Origin of the sequence: Methylomonas lenta, from assembly GCF_001644015.1 — a bacterium.
GTDB lineage: Bacteria > Pseudomonadota > Gammaproteobacteria > Methylococcales > Methylomonadaceae > Methylomonas > Methylomonas lenta.
Genome location: NZ_LUUI01000089.1, coordinates 1 through 25,214, shown reverse-complemented (window position 1 = coordinate 25,214; position 25,214 = coordinate 1). Strand labels below are relative to the sequence as shown.

The 25,214-nt window shown below is 46.7% G+C and carries 21 protein-coding genes; 5 read left to right on the top strand and 16 right to left on the bottom strand.

What is annotated here, in order from left to right:
• Positions 1 to 32: 32 nt before the first annotated feature.
• From apaG to A1359_RS06960, 4 genes are all read left to right on the top strand, one after another.
• A complete protein-coding gene (gene apaG / locus A1359_RS06975; RefSeq protein WP_066980098.1) occupies positions 33 to 410 on the top strand; it encodes a Co2+/Mg2+ efflux protein ApaG in 378 nt (125 codons plus the stop codon).
• On the top strand, positions 410 to 1,237 hold the full coding sequence (locus A1359_RS06970; RefSeq protein WP_066980093.1) for a symmetrical bis(5'-nucleosyl)-tetraphosphatase: 828 nt from the start codon (positions 410 to 412) through the stop codon (positions 1,235 to 1,237). The genes apaG and A1359_RS06970 overlap by 1 nt, the downstream gene beginning before the upstream one ends.
• A 399-nt stretch (positions 1,238 to 1,636) precedes the next feature.
• Positions 1,637 to 2,044 (top strand): exosortase system-associated protein, TIGR04073 family, encoded by a 408-nt coding sequence (locus A1359_RS06965; protein WP_066980090.1) that lies wholly within the window; start codon positions 1,637 to 1,639, stop codon positions 2,042 to 2,044.
• A gap of 36 nt (positions 2,045 to 2,080) precedes the next feature.
• The gene (locus A1359_RS06960) at positions 2,081 to 2,776 is read left to right on the top strand and encodes an OmpA family protein (protein WP_066980088.1); all 696 of its coding nucleotides are present in this window, start codon (positions 2,081 to 2,083) and stop codon (positions 2,774 to 2,776) included.
• 100 nt (positions 2,777 to 2,876) lie between these two features.
• On the opposite strand, the gene A1359_RS22305 is transcribed toward A1359_RS06960, so the two are convergent.
• Entirely contained in the window at positions 2,877 to 3,077 is a 201-nt protein-coding gene (locus A1359_RS22305; RefSeq protein WP_157200494.1) for a hypothetical protein, read from the bottom strand.
• Positions 3,078 to 3,214: 137 nt separating this feature from the next.
• Between A1359_RS22305 and fae the strand changes: the two genes are divergently transcribed.
• Entirely contained in the window at positions 3,215 to 3,766 is a 552-nt protein-coding gene (fae, locus tag A1359_RS06955) for a formaldehyde-activating enzyme (protein ID WP_066980196.1), read from the top strand.
• A gap of 100 nt (positions 3,767 to 3,866) precedes the next feature.
• Here the strand turns inward: fae and A1359_RS06950 are convergent, their stop codons facing one another.
• From A1359_RS06950 to pyrR, 15 genes are all read right to left on the bottom strand, one after another.
• Positions 3,867 to 5,486 (bottom strand): BatD family protein, encoded by a 1,620-nt coding sequence (locus tag A1359_RS06950; RefSeq protein WP_232322146.1) that lies wholly within the window; start codon positions 5,484 to 5,486, stop codon positions 3,867 to 3,869.
• Positions 5,487 to 5,568: 82 nt separating this feature from the next.
• On the bottom strand, positions 5,569 to 7,005 hold the full coding sequence (locus tag A1359_RS06945) for a TolC family protein (protein WP_066980082.1): 1,437 nt from the start codon (positions 7,003 to 7,005) through the stop codon (positions 5,569 to 5,571).
• Positions 7,006 to 7,009: 4 nt separating this feature from the next.
• A complete protein-coding gene (locus tag A1359_RS06940) occupies positions 7,010 to 10,174 on the bottom strand; it encodes an efflux RND transporter permease subunit (RefSeq protein ID WP_066980079.1) in 3,165 nt (1,054 codons plus the stop codon).
• A gap of 17 nt (positions 10,175 to 10,191) precedes the next feature.
• Positions 10,192 to 11,304 carry an efflux RND transporter periplasmic adaptor subunit gene (locus tag A1359_RS06935; RefSeq protein ID WP_066980075.1) on the bottom strand — a complete coding sequence of 371 codons (1,113 nt, stop codon included), beginning with the start codon at positions 11,302 to 11,304 and terminating at the stop codon, positions 10,192 to 10,194.
• A 246-nt stretch (positions 11,305 to 11,550) separates the two neighbouring features.
• A complete protein-coding gene (locus A1359_RS06930) occupies positions 11,551 to 13,425 on the bottom strand; it encodes a vWA domain-containing protein (RefSeq protein WP_066980072.1) in 1,875 nt (624 codons plus the stop codon).
• Positions 13,425 to 14,411 (bottom strand): vWA domain-containing protein, encoded by a 987-nt coding sequence (locus tag A1359_RS06925; RefSeq protein ID WP_066980069.1) that lies wholly within the window; start codon positions 14,409 to 14,411, stop codon positions 13,425 to 13,427. Before A1359_RS06925 ends, A1359_RS06930 begins: the two co-directional genes overlap by 1 nt.
• Positions 14,408 to 14,872, bottom strand: a complete 465-nt coding sequence (locus tag A1359_RS06920) for a DUF4381 domain-containing protein (protein ID WP_066980066.1) — start codon at positions 14,870 to 14,872, stop codon at positions 14,408 to 14,410. Before A1359_RS06920 ends, A1359_RS06925 begins: the two co-directional genes overlap by 4 nt.
• An 8-nt stretch (positions 14,873 to 14,880) precedes the next feature.
• The gene (locus A1359_RS06915; protein ID WP_066980062.1) at positions 14,881 to 18,924 is read right to left on the bottom strand and encodes an EAL domain-containing protein; all 4,044 of its coding nucleotides are present in this window, start codon (positions 18,922 to 18,924) and stop codon (positions 14,881 to 14,883) included.
• 173 nt (positions 18,925 to 19,097) lie between these two features.
• On the bottom strand, positions 19,098 to 20,006 hold the full coding sequence (locus A1359_RS06910; RefSeq protein ID WP_066980059.1) for a DUF58 domain-containing protein: 909 nt from the start codon (positions 20,004 to 20,006) through the stop codon (positions 19,098 to 19,100).
• A 2-nt stretch (positions 20,007 to 20,008) separates the two neighbouring features.
• Positions 20,009 to 20,485 carry a CreA family protein gene (locus A1359_RS06905; RefSeq protein ID WP_066980056.1) on the bottom strand — a complete coding sequence of 159 codons (477 nt, stop codon included), beginning with the start codon at positions 20,483 to 20,485 and terminating at the stop codon, positions 20,009 to 20,011.
• 28 nt (positions 20,486 to 20,513) lie between these two features.
• Positions 20,514 to 21,500 carry an AAA family ATPase gene (locus tag A1359_RS06900; protein ID WP_066980053.1) on the bottom strand — a complete coding sequence of 329 codons (987 nt, stop codon included), beginning with the start codon at positions 21,498 to 21,500 and terminating at the stop codon, positions 20,514 to 20,516.
• Positions 21,501 to 21,534: 34 nt separating this feature from the next.
• Positions 21,535 to 22,254, bottom strand: a complete 720-nt coding sequence (locus A1359_RS06895; RefSeq protein WP_066980050.1) for an LOG family protein — start codon at positions 22,252 to 22,254, stop codon at positions 21,535 to 21,537.
• Positions 22,255 to 22,390: 136 nt separating this feature from the next.
• Positions 22,391 to 23,668: a dihydroorotase gene (locus A1359_RS06890; RefSeq protein WP_066980047.1), complete on the bottom strand. Its 1,278-nt coding sequence runs from the start codon at positions 23,666 to 23,668 to the stop codon at positions 22,391 to 22,393.
• On the bottom strand, positions 23,665 to 24,630 hold the full coding sequence (locus A1359_RS06885) for an aspartate carbamoyltransferase catalytic subunit (RefSeq protein WP_066980044.1): 966 nt from the start codon (positions 24,628 to 24,630) through the stop codon (positions 23,665 to 23,667). Before A1359_RS06885 ends, A1359_RS06890 begins: the two co-directional genes overlap by 4 nt.
• A gap of 3 nt (positions 24,631 to 24,633) precedes the next feature.
• Positions 24,634 to 25,152 (bottom strand): bifunctional pyr operon transcriptional regulator/uracil phosphoribosyltransferase PyrR, encoded by a 519-nt coding sequence (gene pyrR / locus A1359_RS06880; RefSeq protein WP_066980041.1) that lies wholly within the window; start codon positions 25,150 to 25,152, stop codon positions 24,634 to 24,636.
• Positions 25,153 to 25,214: the final 62 nt, after the last annotated feature.

Sequence of the window (25,214 nt, the reverse complement as noted above, 5' to 3'; positions counted from 1 at the left end):
ATAGAAACAATGTAAAATGACATAATCAATCAATGAGTGAAAAAAACAAAGTTTTAGTTGTGGCGAAACCACAATATATCGAGGCCCAGTCTTCGCCGGAGCAAAACCGGTTTGTGTTTGCCTATACCATTACTATTACCAATGTCGGTTCTGTACCTGCGCGTTTGTTGACCCGGCACTGGTTGATTACAGATGGTAACGGTAAGGTACAGGAAGTCAACGGCGAAGGTGTAGTAGGTGAGCATCCGCATCTAAACCCAGGGGATTCTTTCCGCTATACCAGTGCGGCGATGATTGAAACCCAGGTTGGGGTAATGCAGGGTAAATATAAAATGTTGTCCGATACCGGCGAAAACTTTAATGCCCTGATTCCCAAGTTTACCTTGTCCATTCCTAGAACATTGCATTAATGGCTATTTATGCGATTGGTGATATTCAGGGCTGTTACAACGAATTACGCAGTCTGCTGGATGTTATAAAATTTGATCCGGCTCAGGACCAGTTGTGGTTGGCGGGAGATCTGGTCAATCGTGGTCCGCATTCGCTGGAAACCTTGCGTTTTATTAAAGGCTTGGGTGCCGCTGCTGTCAGTGTTTTGGGTAATCATGATCTGCATTTGATCGCCACGGTGGCTTCTTTAAATAAAGCCGGTAAAAAAGATACATTAGGGCCGATTTTACGTGCCTCGGATTGCGATGAATTGATCGACTGGTTACGGCGCCAACGTTTGTTTTATTATAACGACCAATTCTGCATGCTACATGCAGGTTTACCTCCTCAATGGGATTTTGAGCAGACTAAACTTATGGCCCAAGAAGTTGAGAAGGTCATACGTGGCGAGAATTATCAGCGCTTTTTTCGCTCAATGTATGGCAACAAACCCGCGCTTTGGCAGGACGATTTTTCCAAAACAGAGAAGCTGCGATTTGCCGTTAATTGTTTTACTCGGCTGCGTTATTGTACCGTCGATGGTGAACTCGATTTCCACTTCAAAGGTCCGCTAGGCAGTCAGGCGCCAAATTTATTGCCTTGGTTTGCTGTGCCAGGGCGTAAAAGTCAGGATATGCGCATCATTTTTGGACATTGGTCTACATTGGGCTTTTATACAGAACATAACGTTTATTCGATTGATACCGGTTGTCTTTGGGGGGGGCAATTAACCGCTTTAAAGCTGGAGTCACCGCCGCAGCGAATCAGCATAGACTGTCAGTGTAGCCAAAAACCATCAATGCAATGAGTTAAGGTTCGCTCCAAAAGCTCCTATCGACTTTGCTCTGGCCTGATCACCTGTAGTCAGAGCACTAGCTTTAGATTAGTTGCTAGATGTAGAACTCAACCAAAAACAAAACGCCAAGCTGAAGTGATTTTTAAAGAACAGCATCAGAAGTTCAGTGTGATTTAGGAACTTCCTGTTGGCGTCTAAGCAGTGTTGAGCCCTAAAAAATCGAAAAATTACCTGATTTTACTTAGTTGACAATCTCCCTTATTTAGGCGCATTCTCCAGTTTTAGCCTTACTAAAACCGGCAATGAGGTCTATGCTTATAGAAGTTTACAGCCTAAACACTTTTAGGCGTTTTTTGTACCAACCTGAAAAGTTCAGGGGATATTAAATCTGTAAAACTTAAGGAGCTACACATGAATAAAAATAAAATTTTGGCCGCCTGCGTTTTATCCGGCGCGCTATTCACGGTACCAACTGCCCAAGCAGAAAGCTATATGACGGGTTTTAGCAATAAAGTCAGCCAAGGTTTGGCCAACATTGCTTTTGGGTTTGCTGAATTACCTAAGAATGTAATTAATATCTCTAACGATCACAATATTTTTGTGGGCATGACATGGGGCATTATTCGTGGAACAGCCCAAGGTGTAACCCGTACATTAATTGGCGGCGCAGAGCTTTTAACGTCACCAATTCCAACCAGTGATTACGCCTCTCCGGCTTATGTTTGGGATCGTTTTAGTGAGGACAGTCGCTACTTTGGCCTGCATTATCCAGGTTACTGGACTACTTATGGTCCATTGGATGATGGCGACGACGACTAAGCCGGTTGCGACTAATTGAATCACGAGGATAATACTATGAATAAAAAATACTTTTACCTGCCACTTGCGGCTTTAGCCCTATCTCTGACAGCTTGTACCAATTCTAAAATGGACACCTCAGATTTAAAAGCTCAGATTGATGCGTCCAGAGCCGGCCATTATGGCCAAGCCATGCTGCATGAGGAAATGTCTGAAGAAGATTTGGAAGTGGCAAACAATATCCTGGGTCATTTTGAACAGGATCATTATTGGAACATTAACGAAAAACAAAAAGCGTTGGATGCGGCCAAATCGGCTACACAACATCGTTATGCATCTGAAAAAGAGATGTGTTTATGGTTGACTGAAGTGCATGGTCCTAACCACCATAGTGAGGAAGCTATTCGCGAAACCGTAGCCTACTTTAAAACGGCAAGTGCTGTGCCGTTTAAAGTCAAGGATGAATCGATTGGCAGAGTTGGTCGTTGGTTAGAAGCACATCCGGATGCGACCGCAACAGTCACCGCTTCGACTGATACTGTTGGTAAACCTGCTTACAATCAGGATTTATCACAAAGAAGAGCTAATACAGTTACCCAACGCTTAATCGCTAAAGGTGCGAGGCCCAGCCAATTAGTGGTTAAAGCAATTGGTGAAGCCGCTGGTCCCAATAACACGCCAGACCAGAACCATCGGGTTGCAATTGTTATCACTGCACACCCTGATTACATGGACTGTGCAAACCTGAAATAAGGCTCTGTTATCCGGCCTATCGGCAAGTTTTGGTAGGCCGGGTGACTACTTTAGCTGTTTATTCCTATCTATGATTTTCAATTAGCGATTTTTGTTAATGCTATAAATCCTCCATTTGTTTTTTCTGCTGTTCAGCATGCTCTAAAATTTCCTGCTCAACCGCTTTGGCTTTCTCCAAAGGCTGGTTCGCTGCGTTATAAAGTGCTTTATGTGATTCTTGATTAGCACTAGATTCATCATTGGATGATGAGCATGCTACTAATAACATTAGCAAAGTTGCTGTAGTGAGTATATTTGTCATAATGAAATCCTGAAAAAATATTGCAGTTCGCCTGAGCATAAATCGGTGTCAGGCATAAAGTGCTAGGCTTTTATTGCCGCTGATTAAGCAGAAGGCATAGAATGCCGGTTTTATTTATTCAGCGTGAGGAAATTTCAATGTCAGATACATATTGGTTCAGAACCGGCGAAGCTACGGTATTTTCGAGTGAAGGGCAGGGTACCGATGCCATGCCGGAAATTTTGATTGGCGATGTTAAAGGCCCGGCTGGACATGCGTTTGCCAATCTTATGGGGCAAACCGAAGGCCATACCCGCATGTTTGCAATCCGTGCCTGTAATCAGCAAGTGCGTCCGGCCACCATCATGGTGCCCAAGGTGACGATAAAGTCCTCTGCCTATGTCAACTTACTGGGTGGCCCAGTGCAATCGGCTGTGGCGGATGCGGTAATTGATAGCGTAGCGGATGGCGTGATCCCAAAGGACAAAGCCAACGATTTATGCATCATTGCCATGTTGTGGATCGATCCTGCCTGTGCGACTAATGCAGATTTAGATCGCAAAGATTTGTATCGCACCAACTATGAAGCGATGAAACTGGCTATACAGCGGGCAATGAGTAATTCCCCCAGCATTGATGAATTAATAGCCAATCGCCACAAAATTACCCATGAAATGTACGATCCTGAAACAGGCGAATCTCAGTGGTAATTTTAGAAACAATGGTTTAGTCATCAAGAACACGGAGTATCCTAAAGGCTGATTTAAAATCAATTTTTAGCTTCGTGTTCTGAGAGTTTTTTTGCGTCGCTTACAAGCGATGAAGCGGTTCTAAAGTTGTATCCTGTTTATCCATATCTAGTTTGATGGTATTGGCTTTACTAAAAGCCTGCCATAAAGCCTGTCCATCCCAGTTTGCCGATTTATCAGCATACAGACTTTCATTTAACAACACTATTTCATCCCGCAAAGGCTCTATGCAATAGCGGGCAATCGACGTCAAATTATCGGCGGCAAACCGCTGTTTTCCCCATTGCAACAAGGCTAGTTTCGCAGCTTGAGGATTATGCTGCTGACAAGCTATTTTCAATGCCTTTTGGCCTTCGCCGGCAATCGATTTAGGCTTAAGCTTTTTATCAACTGACGGTTTGGGTCGAGAGCGACGATAAAACATAATACTTGTCAACAACCAGCCTAGAGCCAAACAGCCGGATAATCCTTGCCAGAAAAGACTGTCGCTGGTTGCAGTTGATGTAGTTTGTAAGCTATCCTCTGGCAGTTGTGTTGAAGGGGGTGGTGCGGTAACAGATTGATTACCTGTGGCTAAGGCTGTAATGCTTATCTCAGGTAGACTGGCTACTTCGGTTTTTTGACTGCGGTTATTAAACCAGTTGATGGTGAGCGCCGGTAGGGTAAATTTGCCCGCTTTACTGGGAATGTAAGCAATTTTTTCCTCACGTATCGCAATTAAACCGTCACTTTGTTTGTCTTCTTTTAGCACGGGTTGATCGGGATAGGTTTTTATGCCGTCAATTGGCGTTTTGTCCGACAATTCCGGTAACTGGCCTACCGTTGTGCCTTTGGCTGTGAGGGTGATGGTACGGGTTAGCGGTTCGCCTACCTTGGTTTGTAAACGGTTATCCGACCAACTTTCTTCAAGTTTCACTGATTCGGCACTTAACCAGGCCGGGTCGGTAAAGCTTTTGGGTATCGGTTGCACATTCAGCGTGATGGCTTTGGAAGAAATGCGTCGGGTTTCGGATAATTGGCGATTGAAAAAACCATTGAAACGCGGACGTTGATTAGTCACAACCTCTGCTGTCAAGGTTAAAGGTGCAATGGTAAAGACCCCGCTTTGCTGTGGAAAAATAGCGTATTTACGCTCGGTAACCCAATAATCCATGCCGTTGATCTGGGTAGTGTAATTGCTGTCTTCACCCAGTTTCTCCACCACGGCGTCTTTGATTTCCGGTTCGGTAAGACTGGCCTGGGTAATCTGCACCCGCCGAAACAGTTTCAAGCTATACAAAACTTGCGATTGCACATAAGGGTTTTCCGGTGTGACTTCCACGTCCAAAAACACATCTTCGTGGCTGCTTGGCGTTTGCGGAGCATCGGTGACCTTGATCCGCAAGGGGGAGCTGCTATCGGAGCCGAACGCAATGGCTGGGATTAACAACTCGCCGCTTTGCTTGGCCATCAGGTTGACTACCCATTGTTCGTTGCGGCTGCTTTTACCATTTACCCAGGACATATTGCTGCTGCGCTGCTGGTTTAGAATTTCAAAATTTGTTTTCAGCGGCGTGAAATCCGGATTGGCGTCCGGTTGATCACTGGCGCTGAAGGTAATTTGAAAAGATTCGTTCAGGCTGACCGGATTTCGGTCTATGCTGACCTGTATCTCAGCTGCTTGCACGGATAAACTCAGCAAGCAACCACACAGCAAAACTATCCAACTATATTTGCAGTTATTTATTATCATCAACCTAACTCACAGAAACAATAGCCATAAATTACCTCCATCCCCCACCTAGCGCTTTGTAAAGCGTTATTCCGGATATACGTTGTTGTTTGATGACATTAATTAGCTCTAGATTGGATTGCAAAGCACTTTGTTGCGCAATCAGCACTTCCAAATAAGTTGCTCTAGCCGATTTATAGAGATCCTTGGAAACATCAACCGACTGTTTCAATGTATCACTTTGTTCCTTTTTCAATATGCTGATGTCTTTGAGATTTTTTATGTTGGCCAACTGATTGGCTACTTCAACATGAGCATTCAAAATGGTTTTTTGGTAATTGTACATGGCGCTCAATTGATTGGCCTGAGCCGTATTGAACTGAGCTTCCAGGGCCTTCATATTAATAATCGGGGCAATTAATTGACCAAAAACTGAATAGGCGATTGAGGCTGGTGATACAAATAAAAACTCCGGGTTGAAGGCCTGAAAACCAAAAGTTGCGGTAATATTCACAGTCGGATAGAACGCAGCCTTAGCCGCTTGTAAATCGAATTTGCTGGCTGCTATCTGAAATTCAGCGGCACGGATATCGGGCCGATTTTCCAATAATTGTGAAGGTACGCCTGCGGATAATTCGTGAAAGGTTTCAGTAAAAAATACATCTTTAGATCGTTCTATCGGTTGTGGATAGCGGCCCAATAAATAATTGATTTTATTTTCGATTTCGGTAATTTGTTGCCGGACAGTTTTTTCAGATATTTGCGTGCTGAGCAACTGTGCATTGAACTGTTGCACAGCCAATTCATTAGCTCTGCCGGCTTGCTTCTGCAGTTTAATGACCTCCAGCGCTTCTTGTTCTTTCTGTATCGTCAGTCTGATAATCTCAAGTTCATGGTCCAGTGCCAATAATTCGTTATAGTAAATGGCCACATCAGATACTAAGTTGGAGATAACAAAATTAGCCGCTTCAACACTTGAAAGGTAAGTTGAGGTGGCAGATTTACGTTGGTCTTCCAATTTGCCCCACACATCGATTTCCCACGATGACTGTACACCGACAAACATATCCGGCAAATTCACCGGAACGGTCTGTCCTGGCGTAATTTCAGTGGTGGCATTACCGGCACCATCCATAGTGTAAAGTCCGAATCTACTCACTCCACCGCCGATATTCAATGCAACTTTTGGCAGCAGGTTGCCGTTTGCCAATTTCACACTAGAACGTGCAGTTTCAATGCGTTGTAAAGCTATTTGTAGATCTAGATTATTGCCGACAGCCGTATCGATTAAGTTAAGCAATTGGCTGTCAGAAAAGTATTCTCGCCAGTTAATCGTGCTTACGTTAGCGCCATCTGGCTGCTCAGGCTGATCCTGAAAGCTTGGTGGCATTGGTTTGTCAGGAATGGTTAAATCGGTGTTGAGACTGCATGCCGTGTTCAGCGCAGTCAATGCCGAGAGGGCAATCGGGTAATAAAGTGTACGCTTCATGAACTCAAATAGTTTCGGTAAAAGGGGCTTCTTCTTTCGTGCCACTACGGTGATGCTTATCATGAATGCCGGCAAAAGCCACATATAAGCCAGGAATAATGATGACGCCGAACACTGTGCCGAAAATCATGCCACCGGCTGCTGCAGCGCCGATGGTATTGTTACCAATTTCGCCGGCCCCAGAAGCAAACATTAACGGAAGTAGGCCGGCAATAAAGGCGAACGAAGTCATTAAAATAGGCCGCAACCGGAGTACCCCGCCTTCTATGGCTGCTGCAAACGGCGACATGCCTTGTTTATGTTTCATGGCGGCAAATTCGATGATCAAAATAGCGTTTTTGCCCAGAATACCGATCAGCATGATCATGGCGATTTGCGCGTAGATATTGTTTTCCAGCCCCATCATCATCAGAAAAAATAACGCCCCGAATACGCCAATTGGCAGCGATAAAATAACGGCAAAAGGCAGCATGAAGCTTTCGTATTGTGCGGCGAGCAATAAATAGACAAACAGCAGGCAAATTAAGAAAATATAAATAGCCTGGTTACCGGCATTAGCCTGATCGCGGGAAGAGCCTGCCCAATCGTAACCAAAGCCTTTAGGTAAACTTTCCGCCGCCACGGCTTTGATAGCCGCAATCGCTTGTCCGCTACTATAGCCTGGAGCAGGTTGTCCGTTAACCATGGCCGAGGTATACATGTTGTAACGGGTGACCTGTTCGGGGCCATAAACCTTTTCGATCTGTAAAAAAGATGAAAAAGGCACCATGTGTCCGGCATCGTTTTTGATATATAGCTTCAATAAATCGTCGGGCTGGGCGCGATATTCCGGCAGCGCCTGCACCATAACCTTATATAACTGACCAAAACGGATAAAGTTGGTGGCGTATTCGCTACCGATTAGGGTTTGCAACGTGCTCATGGCATTGTCGGCGGTGATGCCTTTTTGTGCCGCTTTGTCACCATCGATATGCAGTAAAAATTGCGGGAAACTGGCGTTAAAGGTGGTAAAAGCGTTGGTAATTTCAGGCCGCTTATTCAATGCTTCGACAAAGGCGGTTGCCACTGTCTGCAATTTTGCCAGATCATCCGAGCCGGACTTGTCCAATAAACGCATTTCAAAACCACTGGAATTACCGTAACCGGGTACCGGGGGTGGGGTAAAAAATTCGACACTGGCATCTTTGATATGTTGGGTTTTTTCTTCCAGTAATTTGATTATGTCCTTGTCGGATTCCGTGCGTTCTTCCCAGTTTTTCAAACTGATCAGATTCATGCCATACACGGCGCCGGTACCTTCTGACAGTAAGCTGAAGCCGGCTAGGCCTGAAACCGAATTGACGGCATTAAGGCTGGATGCGATGCGCTGCACTTCATCCGATACCTTTTCGGTGCGCTCCAGGGTTGCGCCAGACGGCGTAGTGATATTGGCGTATACGGTGCCTTGGTCCTCTTCGGGAATAAAGCCGGATGGCACGGACTGACCTATAAAACCCGCACCGAATGAAAATCCCAGCAAGATCGCAAACGTGACTATTCTTCGATTTGCGATGGCGCCAATCAGCAGTTTATAACCATCGGAAAGCCCGTTATACCAGTGGTTAAAGCCATCAAAGAATTTTTGCAAAACCGATTTTTTCGCCGGCTTGTCAGCATGCATGTTTTTCAGAAACAAGGCACACAGGGCAGGCGTCAAAGTGAGCGCGGTTATACCTGACAATACAATCGAGATAGCCATGGTCAAAGAGAACTGCCGGTAAAAAACCCCTTCGGGACCTTCCATAAAGGATACCGGTAAAAATACTGCAGACATGACCAGTGTGATCGCAATAATCGCCCCACTAATTTCGCGCATCGCATGTTCCGTAGCGCGTTTTGGTCCCATATGCGAGTGCTCCATCTTGGCGTGCACGGCTTCCACTACCACAATCGCGTTATCAACCACGATGCCGATGGCCAGTACCAATGCAAACAGCGTAATCAGGTTGAGAGAAAAGCCCAGCAATTGCATAAAGAAAAAGGTCCCGATCAGTGATACGGGTACAGCAATAATGGGTATTAAGGTTGAGCGGAAATCTTGTAAAAAGATAAAAACCACCAAAGCGACCAACAGAAAGGCTTCAACCAAGGTTTTAATCACTTCATGAATGGAAGCATTTAAAAATTCTGACACGTCATAACTCAAGGTATAGTCCATGCCTGGCGGGAAAGATGATGCCTTGATATTCGCCATGGACGTTTTAATATTGTCGATGACCTGTTTGGCATTACTGCCCGGCCGCTGCTTCAAGATGATGGCGGCTGAAGGCTGACCATTTTCCTTGGAAAGCACGTTGTAATCTTGTGAATCGAATTCAACATCGGCAATATCTTTTAGCCGCAAAATTTCGCCTTTCTCGTCGCCGCTTATGACAATGTTTTCGTAGGCTGCCTGGGTATTGTGTTTGCCGGTGTATTTCAAAACGTATTGTAGGGCCTGAACTTGTTTTTCCCGGCCCGAACTTTCACCAATTTTACCCGGTGCGGCTTCCACGTTTTGCGCTTTTAATTTTTCGATCACCTCTGCGGCCGAAATGTTGTACATCTGTAATTTATCAGGCTTTAGCCACACACGCATGGCGTATTCTCTGGAGCCCAATATTTCGGCAAAACCAACCCCTTCGATGCGTTTCAGCTCTTTTAAAACATTAATGTCGGTAAAGTTGTACAGAAATTTTTCATCCAGTGTGGGGTCAGAACTGAGCAGGTTGATGTACAACAACATACTGTTTTGTACTTTCTCAACAATAACCCCTGCTTTAATGGCTTCTGCGGGTAATTCGTCCAGCACCGACGAGACTCGGTTCTGTACATTGACGGCAGCTACTTCCGGATCAGTACCCGCTTTAAAAATAATCTGAATTTCACCAGAGCCATCATTGCCGGAAACCGACGACATATAAGCCATACCGGGCACACCATTGATCGCTCTCTCAAGCGGCGTAATGACTGCTTTGACCACCACTTCTGCGTTGGCGCCGGTAAATTTGGTGGTGACATTGACCTCAGGTGGCGCAATATCGGGGAATTGGGTGACGGGTAGTTGCGTCAACGATAATAGACCCAGAAAGGTAATCAGTACCGAAATGACAATAGACAGTACCGGGCGATGAATAAATTTAGATGTCATGCTGAGTTTGCCTTCGACTAATCTTGATTATCGGGAGACATAGCCGTAGCTAAATCAACATAAACAGGCTCTATTTTGATGCCATCTTTTGCATCTTCAACGCCTTCGAAGACTAGTTTTTCGTCTTTGGATAGGCCGGATTCAACCGCATAAAAATCGGTAAAGCGCATTTTTGGGATAATATTGCGTTGTTTTAATACGTTGTCTTTATTTACTACGAATACATAGAGTTTATCTTGAATTTCAAAGGTTGATTTTTGCGGAATGACTAACGCATTTTTAAGTTCTTTGTTCACAATAATCTTGCCATTTGCGCCGTGTTTTAAAATGGCATCGGGGTTTGGGAATCTAGCTCTGAAAGCAATATTGCCGGTTTCACGATCAAATTCACTTTCTATCATTTCTATTTTTCCTGGGTGAGGATATATCTCGTTGTTAGCCAGTCTTAAATTTACAGTTTTGATTTCCTTTTCGCCGCTGGATATGTAGTTAAGATAATCAATTTCCGATAAATTGAAATAGGCGAATATCTCGCTATTGTCTGAAATAGAAGTCAACATATCGCCTTCTTCAATCAAGCTACCCATTTTGTGTGGAATACGATTGATAACCCCGTCATAAGGTGCTTTGATTTGGGCGAACGATAGATGTAAGGCCACCTGTTCCTTGTTGGCCACAGCTTCTTCAACTTTAGCCTTTAATGCATTGACTTTAGCTTCCAAAACATCTAATTCAGGTTGAGCAATAATGTTTTTCTCCACCAAACGGTTGACGTTGAAAAACTCAACTTCGGCAGCTTTCAAATCGGCTAAAGCCCCTTTATGATCTGCATTGGCTTTTTGTAATTCTTTTTCAAACTCTAAAAAACTAAGAGTAAATAAAAGCTGGCCTTTTTTGACTGATTGGCCCTCATCGACATAATTTTTTTCTATAAAGCCTTTTATTTTACTTCTTACCTCAACATATCGGACAGATTGAATTTCGGCGACATAATTACTGGTGTAACTGGTGTCTTTAACTAAAGGGGATATTACCTCATAGCTATCGGGTTTTTTGTTAGAGTCTTTTTCCGGGGTGCAGGATGCCATGATTAAACACAAGGCAAGAAACAATTTTTGACTATTTTTCATTTTGAATAGTAAGGTGTTTTCTAAAATATCAATTTAATAATATGTTTTTGAGTACGCTATTTCAAGGATGAATTTTAATCACCCTGTATCTGTGGCGGGCATTTCTGTGTAAAAGCCCCCCCATCGCAACAACATAAGCATATCGCCAAATAGCTGCAGATGGCGGTTGTAATTTTGTGTCTGGAACGCGGAGTTTTGATGCTTAAACACCGCGTTAGCAAAATCGGAGCCACGAACTTCTAGTGGTTACCAATTTGGGCCATTATGTGGAGGAGGATCGCGTTGCCCATATTGGTATTTGAATTTACGCTTCAATAATCCTGTGGGTTCATCGGGGATGCGTTTTAGCAATTGGTCATTGGCGCGCTGGATTTCATTCTGCTCGCTTGTAGTCTGTTGAGCTTTTTCAGCTTCTGAAGATTGAGGCTGCTCAGGTTTAGCAGGTTTAGGTGTTTGGTTAGCGTCTTGTGGCTGATCGGTTTGTTGTTCCGGTTCAGGCTGTTTTTGCTGGTTCTGTTGTGATTCTTGCTGATTATCCGCTGGTTTACCGTCATCCTGTTGCTGTTGCTGTTGCTGTTGCTGTTGCTGTTGCTGATCCTGTCCTTGTTCCTGGCTTTGCGAGTTGTCTTGTTTCTGGTTTTGTTCTTGTTTGTCTTTTTCTTTATCTTTATCTTTATCCTCTGATTGGTCCGACTGTTGATCTTTGTTTTGGGATGATGGGTCTGAGGATTTATTATCTTTATCTTTATCCTGCTGTTTTTGTTGATCCTGTAGCTGTTTTTCCACCAAGTCTTTATTGTATTTGGCGTCCGCGTGCTGTGGATTTAACTTCAGGGTCTGGTCATAAGCTTGGATGGCTTCCTGTAACTGACCGGCTTTGGCCAAAGCATTGCCACGGTTATATAGACCATCGGCTGTTTGGGCGTTTTTCAGGGTTTCGGCGGCCTCCTGATAATGGCCGGCTTTGTACTGCGCCGCAGCGCGCCAGTCCGAATTCTCAAATGCCTCGGCAGCTTGATCGTATTGCTGCTGCTGAAAGGCCTGTTGCGCGCGTTGATCCTGGGTTTTCCAAAAACTTTGCCAGTCCAGGGCTTCAGCATTCTGCGGTAATGGCAGTAAGCAGATTAGGGCAAAAGTCAGCAAGCCTTTTCTAAAACGTAATGCAGCCCATGGCAGCACCAGCAGTAATAGCCAAGGGCCTTTTTCATCCCATTGCTGCAACAAGCTATCGGTTGGTTCGCTATTTTTACTATTGACGGCTTTGTTAAATACATTATTCAACCGCTCAACATCCGTATCATTGGCGGTTGCTGGCTGATAAATACCGTGGCCAGCGGCTGCCAAATCGGATAATTCCGCAGGGTTCAGCTTGGCGACCACAATATTGCCGTTGTTATCTTTCAAAAATCCGCCGTTGGCGATCGGGATAGGCGCGCCTTCGAGGGTTCCCATCGCCAGCACTGACAAACGATAATCGCCCAAAATTCGACTGGCTTCAGCAGCACTATCCTGATCGACACCATCCGTCACCAGCAGAATATAACCTTGCGCCAAGCCGGCCTGATGTAATAAGTCCACAGCTTTTTCTATGGCAACACCGGTATTGCTGCCTGGGCTGGGCATGATGTCTGTATTCAAGGCTTCCAGCTGGCTGTTGATGGTGTCGGTATCGGTAGTGAGCGGCGTTACGATAAAAGCATCGCCGCTATACACGATTAACGCAGTCTGACCATCTTTACGTTGCTTTAGAATGTCGCTGATTTTGTAGCGGGCGCGGCTGATGCGGCTGGGTTTGAGGTCGGTGGCGTCCATGGATTTTGATAAATCCAGCGCAATCACTAACGCAGATTCATTACGAAAAGCAGGACCAGGTAAGCGCTCCCAAGTGGGGCCGGCCAACGCCAAAATGCTTAATAATATCGCTAGTGCTGCGGTTACCCATTCGCTGGCATGGGTTTGTAGTGGTTTTTCTTGCAGGATAAAAGGCAGTAATTCAGCATCACAAACAGACGCCCAATCTCCCCGATTCGTTTTATTTTTAATTAATAAAATCAGCAATGCTGCCGCAGGCAATAAAGCCAATAACCACCAGGGTCTGAGGAAATGAAAGTCCGCTAACATTATTGCCACCTCAAACGGCTGGCGGCCAGAAATCCAGCTAAAGCCAGCGATATGGCTAAAGGCCAGTAAAACAAGTCGGATTTAGGCCGGAAAAATTGTTTGTCTTTTTCTACGGGTTCCAGTTGATCGAGGATGAAATAAATCTGATTCAACTCTTCGGTGTTGCGAGCGCGGAAATAGCGGCCGCCAGTAATGTCGGCAATGGCTTTCAGGGTTTTTTCATCCAGATCGGCAGACGGGTTCACGCGTCGAGTGCCAAACAAGCTGCGCACCAGCATTTCGTCAGCACCGATACCTATGGTGTAGATTTTTAAATGATGTTGTGCGGCGATTTCAGCCGCTTTCAAGGGGCTGAGTTCGCCTGCTGTGTTGGCGCCGTCAGTCAATAATATCAAGACCCGACTTTCGTTCTTTTCATCCTGCAAACGTTTGACAGCCAGACCTATGGCGTCACCAATGGAAGTTTGTGGTTCATCTTCGGTGATGCCGATAAACGCTTCATTTAGCAGTGTTTCCACGGTTTTACGGTCGAAAGTCAAGGGCACATGCAGATAGGCTTGGGTACCAAATAAAATCAAGCCGATACGGTCACCCACCCGGCGGCGGATAAAATCACTCACCACATATTTAGTGGCGGTCAATCTATCGTAAGGCTGGTCGTTAATAATAAAGTCTTTTTCGTCCATACTGCCTGATACGTCTACAGCCAACATCAGATCGCGACCATTCACCGCTAGTTCCAATGGCTCTCCCAGCCACTGCGGACGCGTGCAAGCTATCACAAGCAAGATCCAGGCAAACGCAGCCAGGCGGAATGGCCAGCGTTGTTGAGTGCTGATGCGTTGCGCCTGGCGGCTGGGGAAGTCATCCAGGAAAGGTACGATCAGTGCTGATTGCTCGCTTTGCGGTTTGGCAGGCAATAGCCAGCGCAATAAAAATGGTATCGGCAACAAGAATGCCAGCCAGGGCCATTGAAAGGTAATCATGATTTTTTACCCTGCTGTTTTAACCAACGCTCACACAGATTGAACAAAGCTTCAAAGTCGACCTCATCCGGTTCTGATTTTTGATAATGCGCATCTGCCAGACAGCGGCCTACGCCCTTGCTAAAGGGCGCATCAGGCAAGCAGTGATCCAGGTATTCCAACCAGGCTTGGCCGCGCAGCCCAGCAACTTCGCTACGCGTAGTCGTGCTGATGGCGGTGCGGCGCAGCAAGGCCGATAGGGTCGTCAGTGTTTCAAGCTTGTCATCGGGTTGCTGGCGGAGTTGTTTCAGTAATTTTTGCGCATGTTTGATAGCAGTTTTAGCCGTCAATCGGCGGAAAATAATTCTAGCGGCAAACAAGACCAAAATGGATGCCAGAAGCAGTAGCCACCAACCTGGGGCAGGTGGCCACCAACCTATGCTATCCGGTAAGTGAATGTCTTTTAAATCTAATGAGTCCATGTATTTAATTAAGCATATTCAGCCAAGCAGGCATCCAAGCGACGATGAATTTGTTCCAATTCGGCAAAACCGTTGCGAGCGGATTGCGATTCACCTTCCCAGAACTGATGCATCAGGACATTTCCTTTTTGTAGCAGTTCCGCATGCAATGCAGTTATTTTTACCATACATTGGCTATTATACGGGTTCTGTTGTTCAGCTTGTCCAAGCCAGCGACCAAAATGGCTTTTATTAGGCAGCATGATAGGCCAGTAGGCCATGCTATTTTGGTTGCTATTTAGACATTGGTGGACACGTTGTAGCCATTGATTCAGGTCTATCCGACGAATAGTCACCTGGGTTTGCAGTGCCGTTAAACTTTTGTTGGCAAGCGCCAGCCAGTCGGGAAATGGCTGGTAATGGGTTATCCAGCTTGCAACCTCGCTGGCTAGCATAGGTTTGGCGATACCAAATCCCTGTGCAATAGAACAACCCATTAGCATCAGCACCAAACCTTGCTCCAGGGTTTCGACACCCTCGGCAATGACTTGATGACGAAAAGCCTGACTCAAGCTAATGACGCTTTCCACAATCGCGTAATCATCGGGATCGTCTAGCATGTCACGCACAAACCCCTTGTCTATTTTGACGGCATTCACCGGCAGGTGGCGTAAATGCGCCAGCGAAGAATAGCCGGTGCCGAAATCATCCAGGGCAGTGGTAACGCCCAGTACATCGCGACAATTTTTGATAATCCGGTTGACGGCAGATAAATCATCCAGCGCTGTACTTTCCAATATTTCCAGTTGTAAAAGGTGCGAAGCTACCAGAGGGTTGCTAGCCAAGGCAGATTCCAGATGATCGATAAAGCCGGGCGATAGCAGGTGATAGGCGGATATGTTTACGCTGATTTCAATCGTCAGGCCTTGCTTGCGCCAGATACTCAGCTGACTTAAAGCTTGTTCGATAACCCAGTTGCCAATGCGGATTTCCAGTTCATCGGAGGCAATCACGGGCAGAAATTCTTGCGGCGCAATTAATCCATGTTGTGGGTGCATCCAGCGAATCAGTGCTTCCATACCTATTACCCGGCCGGTTTTTATGTTGACTTTGGGTTGGTAATGCAGCACAAATTGCATCAGCATAAATGCAGATTCAATCTCATTGAGTTGTTTATGGCGATCTATCACCAATTGATCCTGATTGGCGTCGAATAAATGATAACGGTTTTTGCCAGCCAGTTTAGCCTGATACATCGCATGGTCGGCATGTCTAATCAAAGTGTCAGGATCGGCATCATCCAGCGGATAAATAGTCATGCCGCTACTGACACCAATATGGATGTCATGCTGATGGATGACAAAGCTTTCAGCAATCGCGTGATGGATGCGGATTAGGGTTTCACAGCATTCTTCAATGGAATGCAATTCGCCCAATAATAAGGCAAATTCGTCGCCGCCATGCCGGGAAACGGTATCTTCCTTGCGCAGACAATATTTCAGGCGCTCTGCGACTTCAACCAAAACACTATCGCCCGCTTCATGACCAAACTGGTCGTTGACCGGTTTGAAGCCATCCAGATCCAGAAAACAAATGGCTAATAATGATTTATCCCGTTTGCTGCGGGCTATGGCTTGGGTAAGTCGGTCAGCAAACAAGGTACGATTGGGTAATTGGGTTAATGGGTCGTAGTGAGCTAGTTGCTCCAGCATTTCTTGCTGGTGTTTGAGATGCGTGATATCTGAGAATAGGCCGATGAAATTAATAACTTGCCCTTCCTCGTCACACAAGGCCGATAGGGTGAGTAATTCCGCATACAGTTCGCCATTTTTTTTACGATTCCAGACTTCACCGCGCCAATGTTTATCACGAATCAATGTTTGCCACATATCTTGATAAAACACTTGATTGTGCAGGTTGGATTGTAAAATCCTGGGGTTTTTGCCGATGACGTCCTGCTTGCTGTAGCCTGTGATTTTGCTAAAGGTTGGGTTGACATCAATGATGTTTCCGTCGGCGTCGGTAATTAATATACCCTCATGGGCTTCACCGAATACCCGGGAGGCCAGTTTTTGTTGGTCTTCTGCTTGTTTTTGAAAGGTGATATCACGCGTTACCCCTAAAAGCGCCATGATGTTGTCCAGGCCGTCTCGCATGGGAACAGCATGAATATCCAGCCAGCGGTGGTGGCCCTTTAAGCCCATGACCTCAAATTGCAGCCTGCCTGATTCCCCAGCAAATACCTGTTTTAGGAGCTTTTCAAAGGCGGATTGATATTTTGGCAATATCAGCTGCCCAATGAATGCGCTTTGTATTTGTGGCAGATTATCGGCATCCAGCATGGCAAGGCCGGCGGGATTCATATCTAAAATGCTGCCATTGTGATCGATTAATTGCACGCATTCTGGTTCGGAATCTAGGATGGTGCGTAGATGGGTTTCTGATTCGCGCAGGGTTTGCTCGGTGGTTTTAAGTTCAGCGTTGGCCTGTTGCAGTTCCAGAGTGCGCGCATCCACCAAATTTTCTACCTCTGCAGTTCGTCCGCTGAGGGTTAACAGAAAAAAACTTAGCAAGCTGGTGAAGCTTAAACCGCCTAACAGAGTCAGCCAAGGCAGTAGAGACGTGTGTTGATTCAGAAAATGACTGCTTGCGGCAATGGTTAGTTGCCAAGTGCGATCGCAAAATAAAAACTCGTGCGTCCAGGGTGTTAAGCCGGTGTCGGCTGTCAATTCGTCGGCAATCGATTGATTGAATAAATTAGATCGATCGGCGGGAGCGTTTAAATCCAAAATGCGTAAGGCAAATGGCTTTAGATCATGTCCATTCAAAGACACATCAACCAGAACAGCCGGTAAAATCACTGCGGAAATAAAACCAGTGATGGATTCGGTGGGTGATTGGGCAAACACCGGTATCGATAGAACTACTGCCGACGCCTGATGCTGGCTTTGAGCCAAAGTTAGTTTTTGTGAAACGCTGGGTTGATGCGTGATGCGAGCCCTGTCTTTCGATTGTTTGCTGGAGGAATTAGAAAGCGAGTCGAGACCAAAGGCGCGCTCATTGCCCTGCATGGGCTGTATGAAGGTAATTGGAAAGTATTCTTCGCGTTTTTTCGCTGGAACCAAATTGCCTAAACTATCAATCTGCATGACCTTAAAGGCAGGAAAACCCTGGCTCTGTATGGCTTGTTCAAAAGCCGGTAATTCAGCGTATAAAACCCTTGGTAGCCATTCAAATACCTGGATTTCAGAGTGTCTTGCCAGCAGTGATTGAGAAAATTCAGCAAACTGATTGCGATTGACTGGGCTGGCTGTAACAAAAAAATCCCTCAGGGAAAGGCTGCTATCGATAACTTGCATGGCACTATCGACGATGAGTTGATCTATGACTTTTGCTTGGTTGTCAAATTCAAGCTGGATGCGTATTTTTTCTGCGTTATAGACCAGCATAAAAACAGAGGTTAAAACCAGTAGAGAGATCGATAAGGGTAAAGCTACGCGTAACAACCGAGATGACCAGAGGGTGCGAGGTTGAGCCAATAGGCAAAACACTAGCGGACAAACAATCAAAACGCCCAAGCTATCACCTATCCACCAATTGAACCATGATGAGGCTACTAACGATGAGGGTATGATGCCAAACGCTAACAGAATGCTAACACCCATTGAAGGAGCAATTAGACAGGCAATTGGGCCAGTCAGAAGAAAAAATAACAGTATGGGTTTTGCTCTATTAAGCAGTGGAACGCCAGATCCTAGCCATTTCCAGGATAACAGTACGGCTACACTAGCTTGCAGCGTACTGGCGCAGGCAATTAATGCAGATGAAATTAGCAGGCTAGCATTCAAGGCATCAATAGACTCTGTGCCAACCAGAAGATTGTTGGCAAAGGCGCCTAAAAAAACCGCAGGCCAAAGGTTTTTGCCCCAAATCAACAGCACAGTCAGGCTCAGGCCGGCGGGTGGCCACAACGGACTGGCATAGGCAGGTGGTAAAATTATGTTAGACCCTAGCCAGCCAGCCAGAAAAATTATCATGGCGAGGCCGGATATGCGAAAAACAGTGGCTAGCATCGAGCTCCTGGAATAAAAGTTTGGGATTTTTTTTAAGCTATAGCTTAAGTAGCGACTAAAAACCTTTTGATTTTAGGGGCTTATAATTTTAGCTATAGGGTTTGATATTAGTAGTCGTTTGTTTATCGAGTGTAGGTGAGTCGGGAGAATCAGGCAAGCAACAACTACATACGCTAATGTGAGCGGAAGGCATTTAACACTTCGAATGCAGATTGATGTGTGCCGCAGGCGATTAATGTCAAACGTAGTTTTTGACTCAACTGTTTTAAATGATCTTGCCGTTGCTGAAAGCGTTGCCGATAGTCCTGCAGAACTTTATGGTCGCTGCTATCGATAATGATGTCGCGGATTTTGTCGGTAAATCGGTAGCGGCCTTTATTGGGTAATTCACATTCCAAGGGGTCATATATCTGCAGCAAAATGACTTCGCAATGCCTGGCTAACAAGGTCAGATGATTTTCCGCAGCGCTATTGAGACCGCGAAAATCACTAATGATATAAACCCGACTACCGGGATGTGCGTGATGTTGTAAACGTGATAGGGCAAATTCCAACGTGTTATCACGGTTATTGGTATAGCTAGGTTGCACCAGGGCGTTGAGAAAGCGCAACAACGCGCCTTTGCCGGTGCGCGGCTTTAATTCCATACAGCCGGCGGCACTGAAAATTTGTCCACCGATGCGATCACCTTGTTGCTGAGCGGCCCAAGCCAGTAATGCCGCCAATTTTGCAGCTTGCACGGATTTGAACACACCCCGGGTAGCAAATGTCATGCTGGGGCGGTAATCCACGGAAATAAACAGCGGACGCTCGCGTTCTTCGCAAAATATTTTGCTATGCGGCTTATCGGTACGGGCGGTGACACGCCAATCCATACGTCGCACATCATCGCCGGGTTGGTACAAACGGGTTTCCGCAAAGGCCATGCCGCGGCCTTTGAAATGCGATAGATAATTGCCGCTTTGGGACGCGCGAATCTTGCCTGACCGTAAGCTTAAAGCCGCTGCAGGTTTGGCTAAGTCAACCAGGGTTTTTAAGCTGACGCTGATGCGCTCGTTGGTGGGGGCGTTTGAAGAAGACATATTTATCGTACGGGGGTAGTAGCTGTTCCCCAGGGCATCACCGGCACAGTGGAAATGCTGTTCGATGGCGCGCCGTCAATTAGTTTTCGACTAATTGCCAGATAGACCAATGTGTTGTGAGGCTTATCCCACAAACGCATTACCCGGGTTTCCTTGAATAAAAAAGAGGTGCCTTCGGAAAACACTTCTTCATCCTGCGGTAAATCGGCAGGTAAGCTGATAGGTCCGGTTTGCCGGCAGGATAGCGAGAATTGCGACGGGTCTTGCGCAAGACCTAAAGTACCGGATACACCGCCAGTCTTTGCCTGGCTGACATGGCAGGTAACGCCGGCGATTTTCGGGTCGGAAAAGGCTTCGACGCAAATCTTGTGATTGGCGCCGATGAGTTTCCAGCTAGTGGTGACGCAGCCAACAGTTTTAGCTTGAGCGACGGAGGTAGCTACTAATAACAAAAAAACCAGGCTAGGTAATTTCTTCATGTTTGAATTAACGTGATGAGTGAAAGTGTCAAGGCACAGCAATGCGCGCAATCAATTGTTTGATGACATCGTCGCTGCTGATGCCTTCGGCTTCGGCTTCGTAAGACAAAATCAATCGGTGCCGTAATACATCGTAAGCGAGTGCCTGTATATCGCCGGGGTCGACGAAGTTTCGCTGATCCAGCCAGGCTTTGGCGCGCGCACAGCGATCCAGCGCAATACTGGCGCGCGGGCTGGCGCCGTATTCAATCCATTTAGCCAAGTCCTCGCCATAAGCAGCAGGCGTGCGGGTGGCCAGGATGATTTGCAGCAGGTATTGCTCCAGCGCCTCGGCCATGTAGATATCCAGCACTTCATTGCGGGCTGCAAACAGGGTTTGCTGGCTGATTTTTTCTACCGGTTTATGGCCGGATTTTAGAGCGCCTTTGGCCTCTTCGCGCGCCAGATGCAGTATGGTTTTTTCGTGTACCGCGTTAGGATAATCGATTTTGACATGCAGTAAGAATCGGTCCAGTTGCGCTTCCGGAAGCGGATAGGTTCCTTCTTGTTCAATCGGGTTTTGCGTGGCCATGACCATAAACAGCGGCGGCAATGGATACGTTGCCTTGCCGACCGTAATTTGGCGTTCTGCCATGGCTTCCAGTAAGGCCGCTTGCACTTTGGCCGGGGTGCGGTTGATTTCGTCAGCCAGAATCAGGTTATGAAATAGCGGGCCTTTCTGGAATTCAAATGAGGCTTGCTGGGGCCGATAAATCTCGGTACCGGTCAGATCGGCCGGCAATAGGTCGGGGGTAAACTGAACCCGATGAAAATCCGCTTCTATGCCCTGGCTTAAAACGTTGATAGCACGAGTTTTTGCCAGGCCGGGTGCGCCTTCCACTAGCAGATGACCATCAGCCAGTAAAGCGATTAGCATCCGCTCTACCAATACATCCTGACCAATGATTTGGGTGTTGATGTGGGCTTTGAGCTGGTTTAAGGCTGTTTGGGCGGGAGTCAAATCAGGTGTTGTCATGATGAACAAAGTCCTTTGTTTTTATTAAGATCAATTAAGGCGTAGGATGTTGGCGATGGCGCTGTTGGTCTTTCCATTCACGGTGCGCCATCATGATTTTAACGACTTCCTCTACGTCGTCGGTCACCGATATTAGCTGCATGTCTTCCTCGGAAATAGTGCCGTATTCAAGCATTTTATTTTTTAGCCAATCCATCAGTCCACCCCAGAAGTCGCTACCGAATAATACCAGTGGTAGCGGATAAACTTTATGGGTTTGCATTAAAGTCAAGGCTTCGAAAAACTCATCTAGCGTACCAAAGCCGCCCGGCATACAGACATAACCAATCGAGTAGCGGACGAACATGACTTTGCGCACGAAAAAGTAACGAAAATTTAGTGTCAGGCTTTGATAGGGATTGGGTTTTTGCTCCAAAGGCAATTCGATATTCAAGCCTATGGAAGGGCTGTTTTGCATATGTGCACCTTTGTTGGCGGCTTCCATAATGCCAGGGCCTCCGCCACTGATAACGGCGAACCCTTCTTTACTGAGGGCTTCTGCCAGTTCTACAGTTTTTAGATAATAAAAATGATCTTCAGCTAAACGGGCCGAACCGAAAATTGAGATAGCATCACACAGATCGGATAACTCATCAAAGCCTTCGGTAAACTCGCTAATGATACGAAAAATTCGCCAGGATTGGTCACCTTTAAGGTCGTCGATGATACTGGATGAGACGGAGCTGGCGCTAGCGCGGTTTTTGATACAGCTCATGAAAATTCCTTGGCGAATGTTTTGTGATGCATTTAGAAATGATTTGGATGGCTTGATTGAATTGGGTCATTTTGCGTGTACTGGACTAAGTATGGCAAGCCTTTATGATGTGCTAAGCGATAAAATATGCTCATTTTTAAAAACTGTATACCAAACGACCGGCTTGTAAAGTATGGGTGACTTTACCCGTCAGGGTTTGCTGCCAATAAGGCGTGTTACGACCGGCGCTACGCCAGGTTTCTGGATTAACTTCCCATTTCTGTTTTGGATCGAAAATACAGATGTCGGCCTGAAAGCCAGCTGTCAAGCTGCCTGCATCCAAGCCTAAAATGGCTGCTGGATTTTGCGTCAGGCTGGCAAGGGCTTGGGTTAATTCAAGCTTGTGCTGTTCGGCAAATTTCAAGGTCAGCGGCAATAAAGTTTCCAGGGCGGCGATGCCGGGTTCGGTCTCCGGGAAGGCACCGAGTTTGGCGTCCAGGTCATGCGGTTGATGATCGGAGCAAATGGCGTCTATGGTGCCATTGGCTAGACCATCACACAAATAGTAACAGTCCTCTTCGCTACGGAATGGTGGTATCACATGATAATGACTGTCGAAAGGAGTGACATCATTTTCGGTTAAATGTAGTTGGTGTATGGCAACATCGGCGGTTACGTTTAGGCCATATTTTTTAGCCTGCTGGATTTTGATCACCGATTGTTTGCAGCTGATCTGGCTGATATGTATTCTGCAGCCGGTTAATTGCGCCAACTCCAGGGCTTGGGCCAGGGCGATGGATTCAGCTGCGACCGGAATGCCGGGTAGACCATAACGGGTCGCAATGGCACCTTCATGCGCGCAGCCTTTGCCACTTAAGGCGGCTTCGTTTGCTCGATACAACAAGAGTAAGTCGTGGCTGCTGGCGTACTCCATGGCGCGACGCAGAATCAACAGATTACCCAGTGGCGCCCGAGCGTTACTGACAGCAATGCAGCCGGCTTGTTTCAAGGCGAACATCGAGCTGAGTTCATTGCCGTCCAGGCGTTGGGTCAAGGCGCCGATACTGTAGATCTGCGAGTAATTAGCGGCTTCTGCTTTGTCCTTGATGTATTCCACCACCGCAGGGCTATCGATGCAGGGCTTGGTGTCGGGCGGCAGGCAAAGTGATGTCACGCCGGCACTGAGCGCGGCCCGGGTTTCGCTTTTTATGCTGCCTTTCTGGCTATGGCCGGGTTCGCGTAGGCGCACACTTAAATCGATGAAGCCTGGGCAGACGATTTGGCCAGCGGCGTCGATGACTTGATCCGGTGTGAAGTCGGTTGCCGGATTGATCACCTGTAGAACTTTGCCATCTGCAATGCATAACGAGCCCATGGTGTCGATGCTGTTGGCTGGATCGATAATACGACCGTTTTTGATTAAAATTTTGCTCATACAGAGGCTCCGTGACTGCCCATAGTCATCGTCATAATCGCCATGCGCACCGCGATGCCATTGCTCACTTGTTGCAGAATAACCGATTGCGGACCGTCGGCGACGCTAGACGCAATTTCTACCCCGCGATTGATCGGGCCGGGGTGCATGACTATGGCATCAGGTTTAGCCAGTTTCAGTTTGGCTTCGGTCAATCCATAGCAGCGAAAAAACTCGCCTTCACTGGGTAAAAAGGCCGAATTCATCCGTTCTTTTTGTAATCGCAACATGATGATGACGTCAACATCTCGCAAGCCTTCGTGCATATCATGTAGCGGAATAACGCCCATACTTTCGACATAGGCCGGCAACAGGGTTTTCGGTGCGATGACACGTACTTCGGCAACGCCTAAGGCATTTAGCGCCCGTATTTGCGAACGCGCGACGCGGGAATGCAGGATGTCGCCGACGATAGCCACTTTCAGGCCGGCAAATTGTTTTTTATGTTGACGAATGGTGAACATATCCAGCATTGCTTGCGTGGGGTGGGCGTGTTGACCATCGCCGGCGTTGATAACGCTAATGTGGGGTGCGGTATGCTGGGCGATGAAATGTGCCGCGCCACTAATGGCGTGTCGTACCACAAACATGTCCACATGCATGGCTTCCAAATTTCGAATCGTATCCAGTAGGCTTTCGCCTTTAGAGGTGGCGGAGGTGGCAATGTTGATGTTTAACACGTCTGCCGAAAGTCTGGTCGCCGCCAATTCAAAGGTGGTGCGGGTGCGGGTGCTGTTTTCGAAAAACAGGTTAACGATAGTCTTGCCACGTAACAGCGGTACTTTTTTGACTTGATGTTCTGACATGCCGGCGAAAGATTCGGCGGTGTCGAGAATTTCGGTCAACAAAGCCTGGTCGAGTCCATCTATGCTCAGAAAGTGCTTGAGTTGGCCGCTTTTGGTGAGTTGTAAGGGTAGGCTCATAATTTAAGCCGCGCAGGCAGGTGTTTGAAGATCGAACCCCAAGGGTTCGGGGCCTATGAGCTTGATGCGCTGACCTGCCGGCAAGTCAATACGGCTGCCACGACAATCGGGCTGTAAGGGGATTTGACGGCCATTACGTTCGATTAACACTGCTAACAGCACTTGATTGGGGCGGCCATAGTCGAAAATTTCATTTAACGCCGCGCGGATGGTGCGGCCGGTATAAAACACGTCGTCAATCAAGATGATGTTGCGGCCTTCCAAATGTGGCGGCAATTGACTGGCTTTGACGTTGGGATGCATGCCGATTTGCGAAAAGTCATCGCGGTAAAAAGTAATGTCCAGCAACCCCAAAGGTTCAGTTGTAGCCAAGCGCTGATGGATGTGTTGAGCGATCCAGGCTCCACCGCTGTGTATGCCGATCAATAATGGATTATCCAGCTTGCGGTCTGCTATTTGGTGGCGAATATCGGCTTCGAGGTTATCCAGAAGTTCGGCAATTTCGAGGAATTGGGTTGGCATGGGTCGTTTTACGGTTTGGAATCCGGAATTGTTAAAATTAATGGGCTAAAGGCTAAAGGCTA

Excerpts from the sequence above, each read along its gene's own strand:
- A1359_RS06890 (WP_066980047.1), bottom strand. The coding sequence starts at position 23,668 with ATGAGCAAAATTTTAATCAAAAACGGTCGTATTATCGATCCAGCCAAC.
- A1359_RS06915 (WP_066980062.1), bottom strand. The coding sequence starts at position 18,924 with ATGCTAGCCACTGTTTTTCGCATATCCGGCCTCGCCATGATAATTTTT.
- A1359_RS06910 (WP_066980059.1), bottom strand. The coding sequence starts at position 20,006 with ATGTCTTCTTCAAACGCCCCCACCAACGAGCGCATCAGCGTCAGCTTA.
- A1359_RS06970 (WP_066980093.1), top strand. The coding sequence starts at position 410 with ATGGCTATTTATGCGATTGGTGATATTCAGGGCTGTTACAACGAATTA.
- A1359_RS06935 (WP_066980075.1), bottom strand. The coding sequence starts at position 11,304 with ATGAAAAATAGTCAAAAATTGTTTCTTGCCTTGTGTTTAATCATGGCA.
- A1359_RS06900 (WP_066980053.1), bottom strand. The coding sequence starts at position 21,500 with ATGACAACACCTGATTTGACTCCCGCCCAAACAGCCTTAAACCAGCTC.
- A1359_RS06965 (WP_066980090.1), top strand. The coding sequence starts at position 1,637 with ATGAATAAAAATAAAATTTTGGCCGCCTGCGTTTTATCCGGCGCGCTA.
- A1359_RS06920 (WP_066980066.1), bottom strand. The coding sequence starts at position 14,872 with ATGGACTCATTAGATTTAAAAGACATTCACTTACCGGATAGCATAGGT.
- A1359_RS06885 (WP_066980044.1), bottom strand. The coding sequence starts at position 24,630 with ATGAGCCTACCCTTACAACTCACCAAAAGCGGCCAACTCAAGCACTTT.
- A1359_RS22305 (WP_157200494.1), bottom strand. The coding sequence starts at position 3,077 with ATGACAAATATACTCACTACAGCAACTTTGCTAATGTTATTAGTAGCA.
- A1359_RS06940 (WP_066980079.1), bottom strand. The coding sequence starts at position 10,174 with ATGACATCTAAATTTATTCATCGCCCGGTACTGTCTATTGTCATTTCG.
- apaG (WP_066980098.1), top strand. The coding sequence starts at position 33 with ATGAGTGAAAAAAACAAAGTTTTAGTTGTGGCGAAACCACAATATATC.
- A1359_RS06895 (WP_066980050.1), bottom strand. The coding sequence starts at position 22,254 with ATGAGCTGTATCAAAAACCGCGCTAGCGCCAGCTCCGTCTCATCCAGT.
- A1359_RS06960 (WP_066980088.1), top strand. The coding sequence starts at position 2,081 with ATGAATAAAAAATACTTTTACCTGCCACTTGCGGCTTTAGCCCTATCT.
- A1359_RS06930 (WP_066980072.1), bottom strand. The coding sequence starts at position 13,425 with ATGTTAGCGGACTTTCATTTCCTCAGACCCTGGTGGTTATTGGCTTTA.
- A1359_RS06925 (WP_066980069.1), bottom strand. The coding sequence starts at position 14,411 with ATGATTACCTTTCAATGGCCCTGGCTGGCATTCTTGTTGCCGATACCA.
- A1359_RS06945 (WP_066980082.1), bottom strand. The coding sequence starts at position 7,005 with ATGAAGCGTACACTTTATTACCCGATTGCCCTCTCGGCATTGACTGCG.
- A1359_RS06905 (WP_066980056.1), bottom strand. The coding sequence starts at position 20,485 with ATGAAGAAATTACCTAGCCTGGTTTTTTTGTTATTAGTAGCTACCTCC.
- pyrR (WP_066980041.1), bottom strand. The coding sequence starts at position 25,152 with ATGCCAACCCAATTCCTCGAAATTGCCGAACTTCTGGATAACCTCGAA.
- fae (WP_066980196.1), top strand. The coding sequence starts at position 3,215 with ATGTCAGATACATATTGGTTCAGAACCGGCGAAGCTACGGTATTTTCG.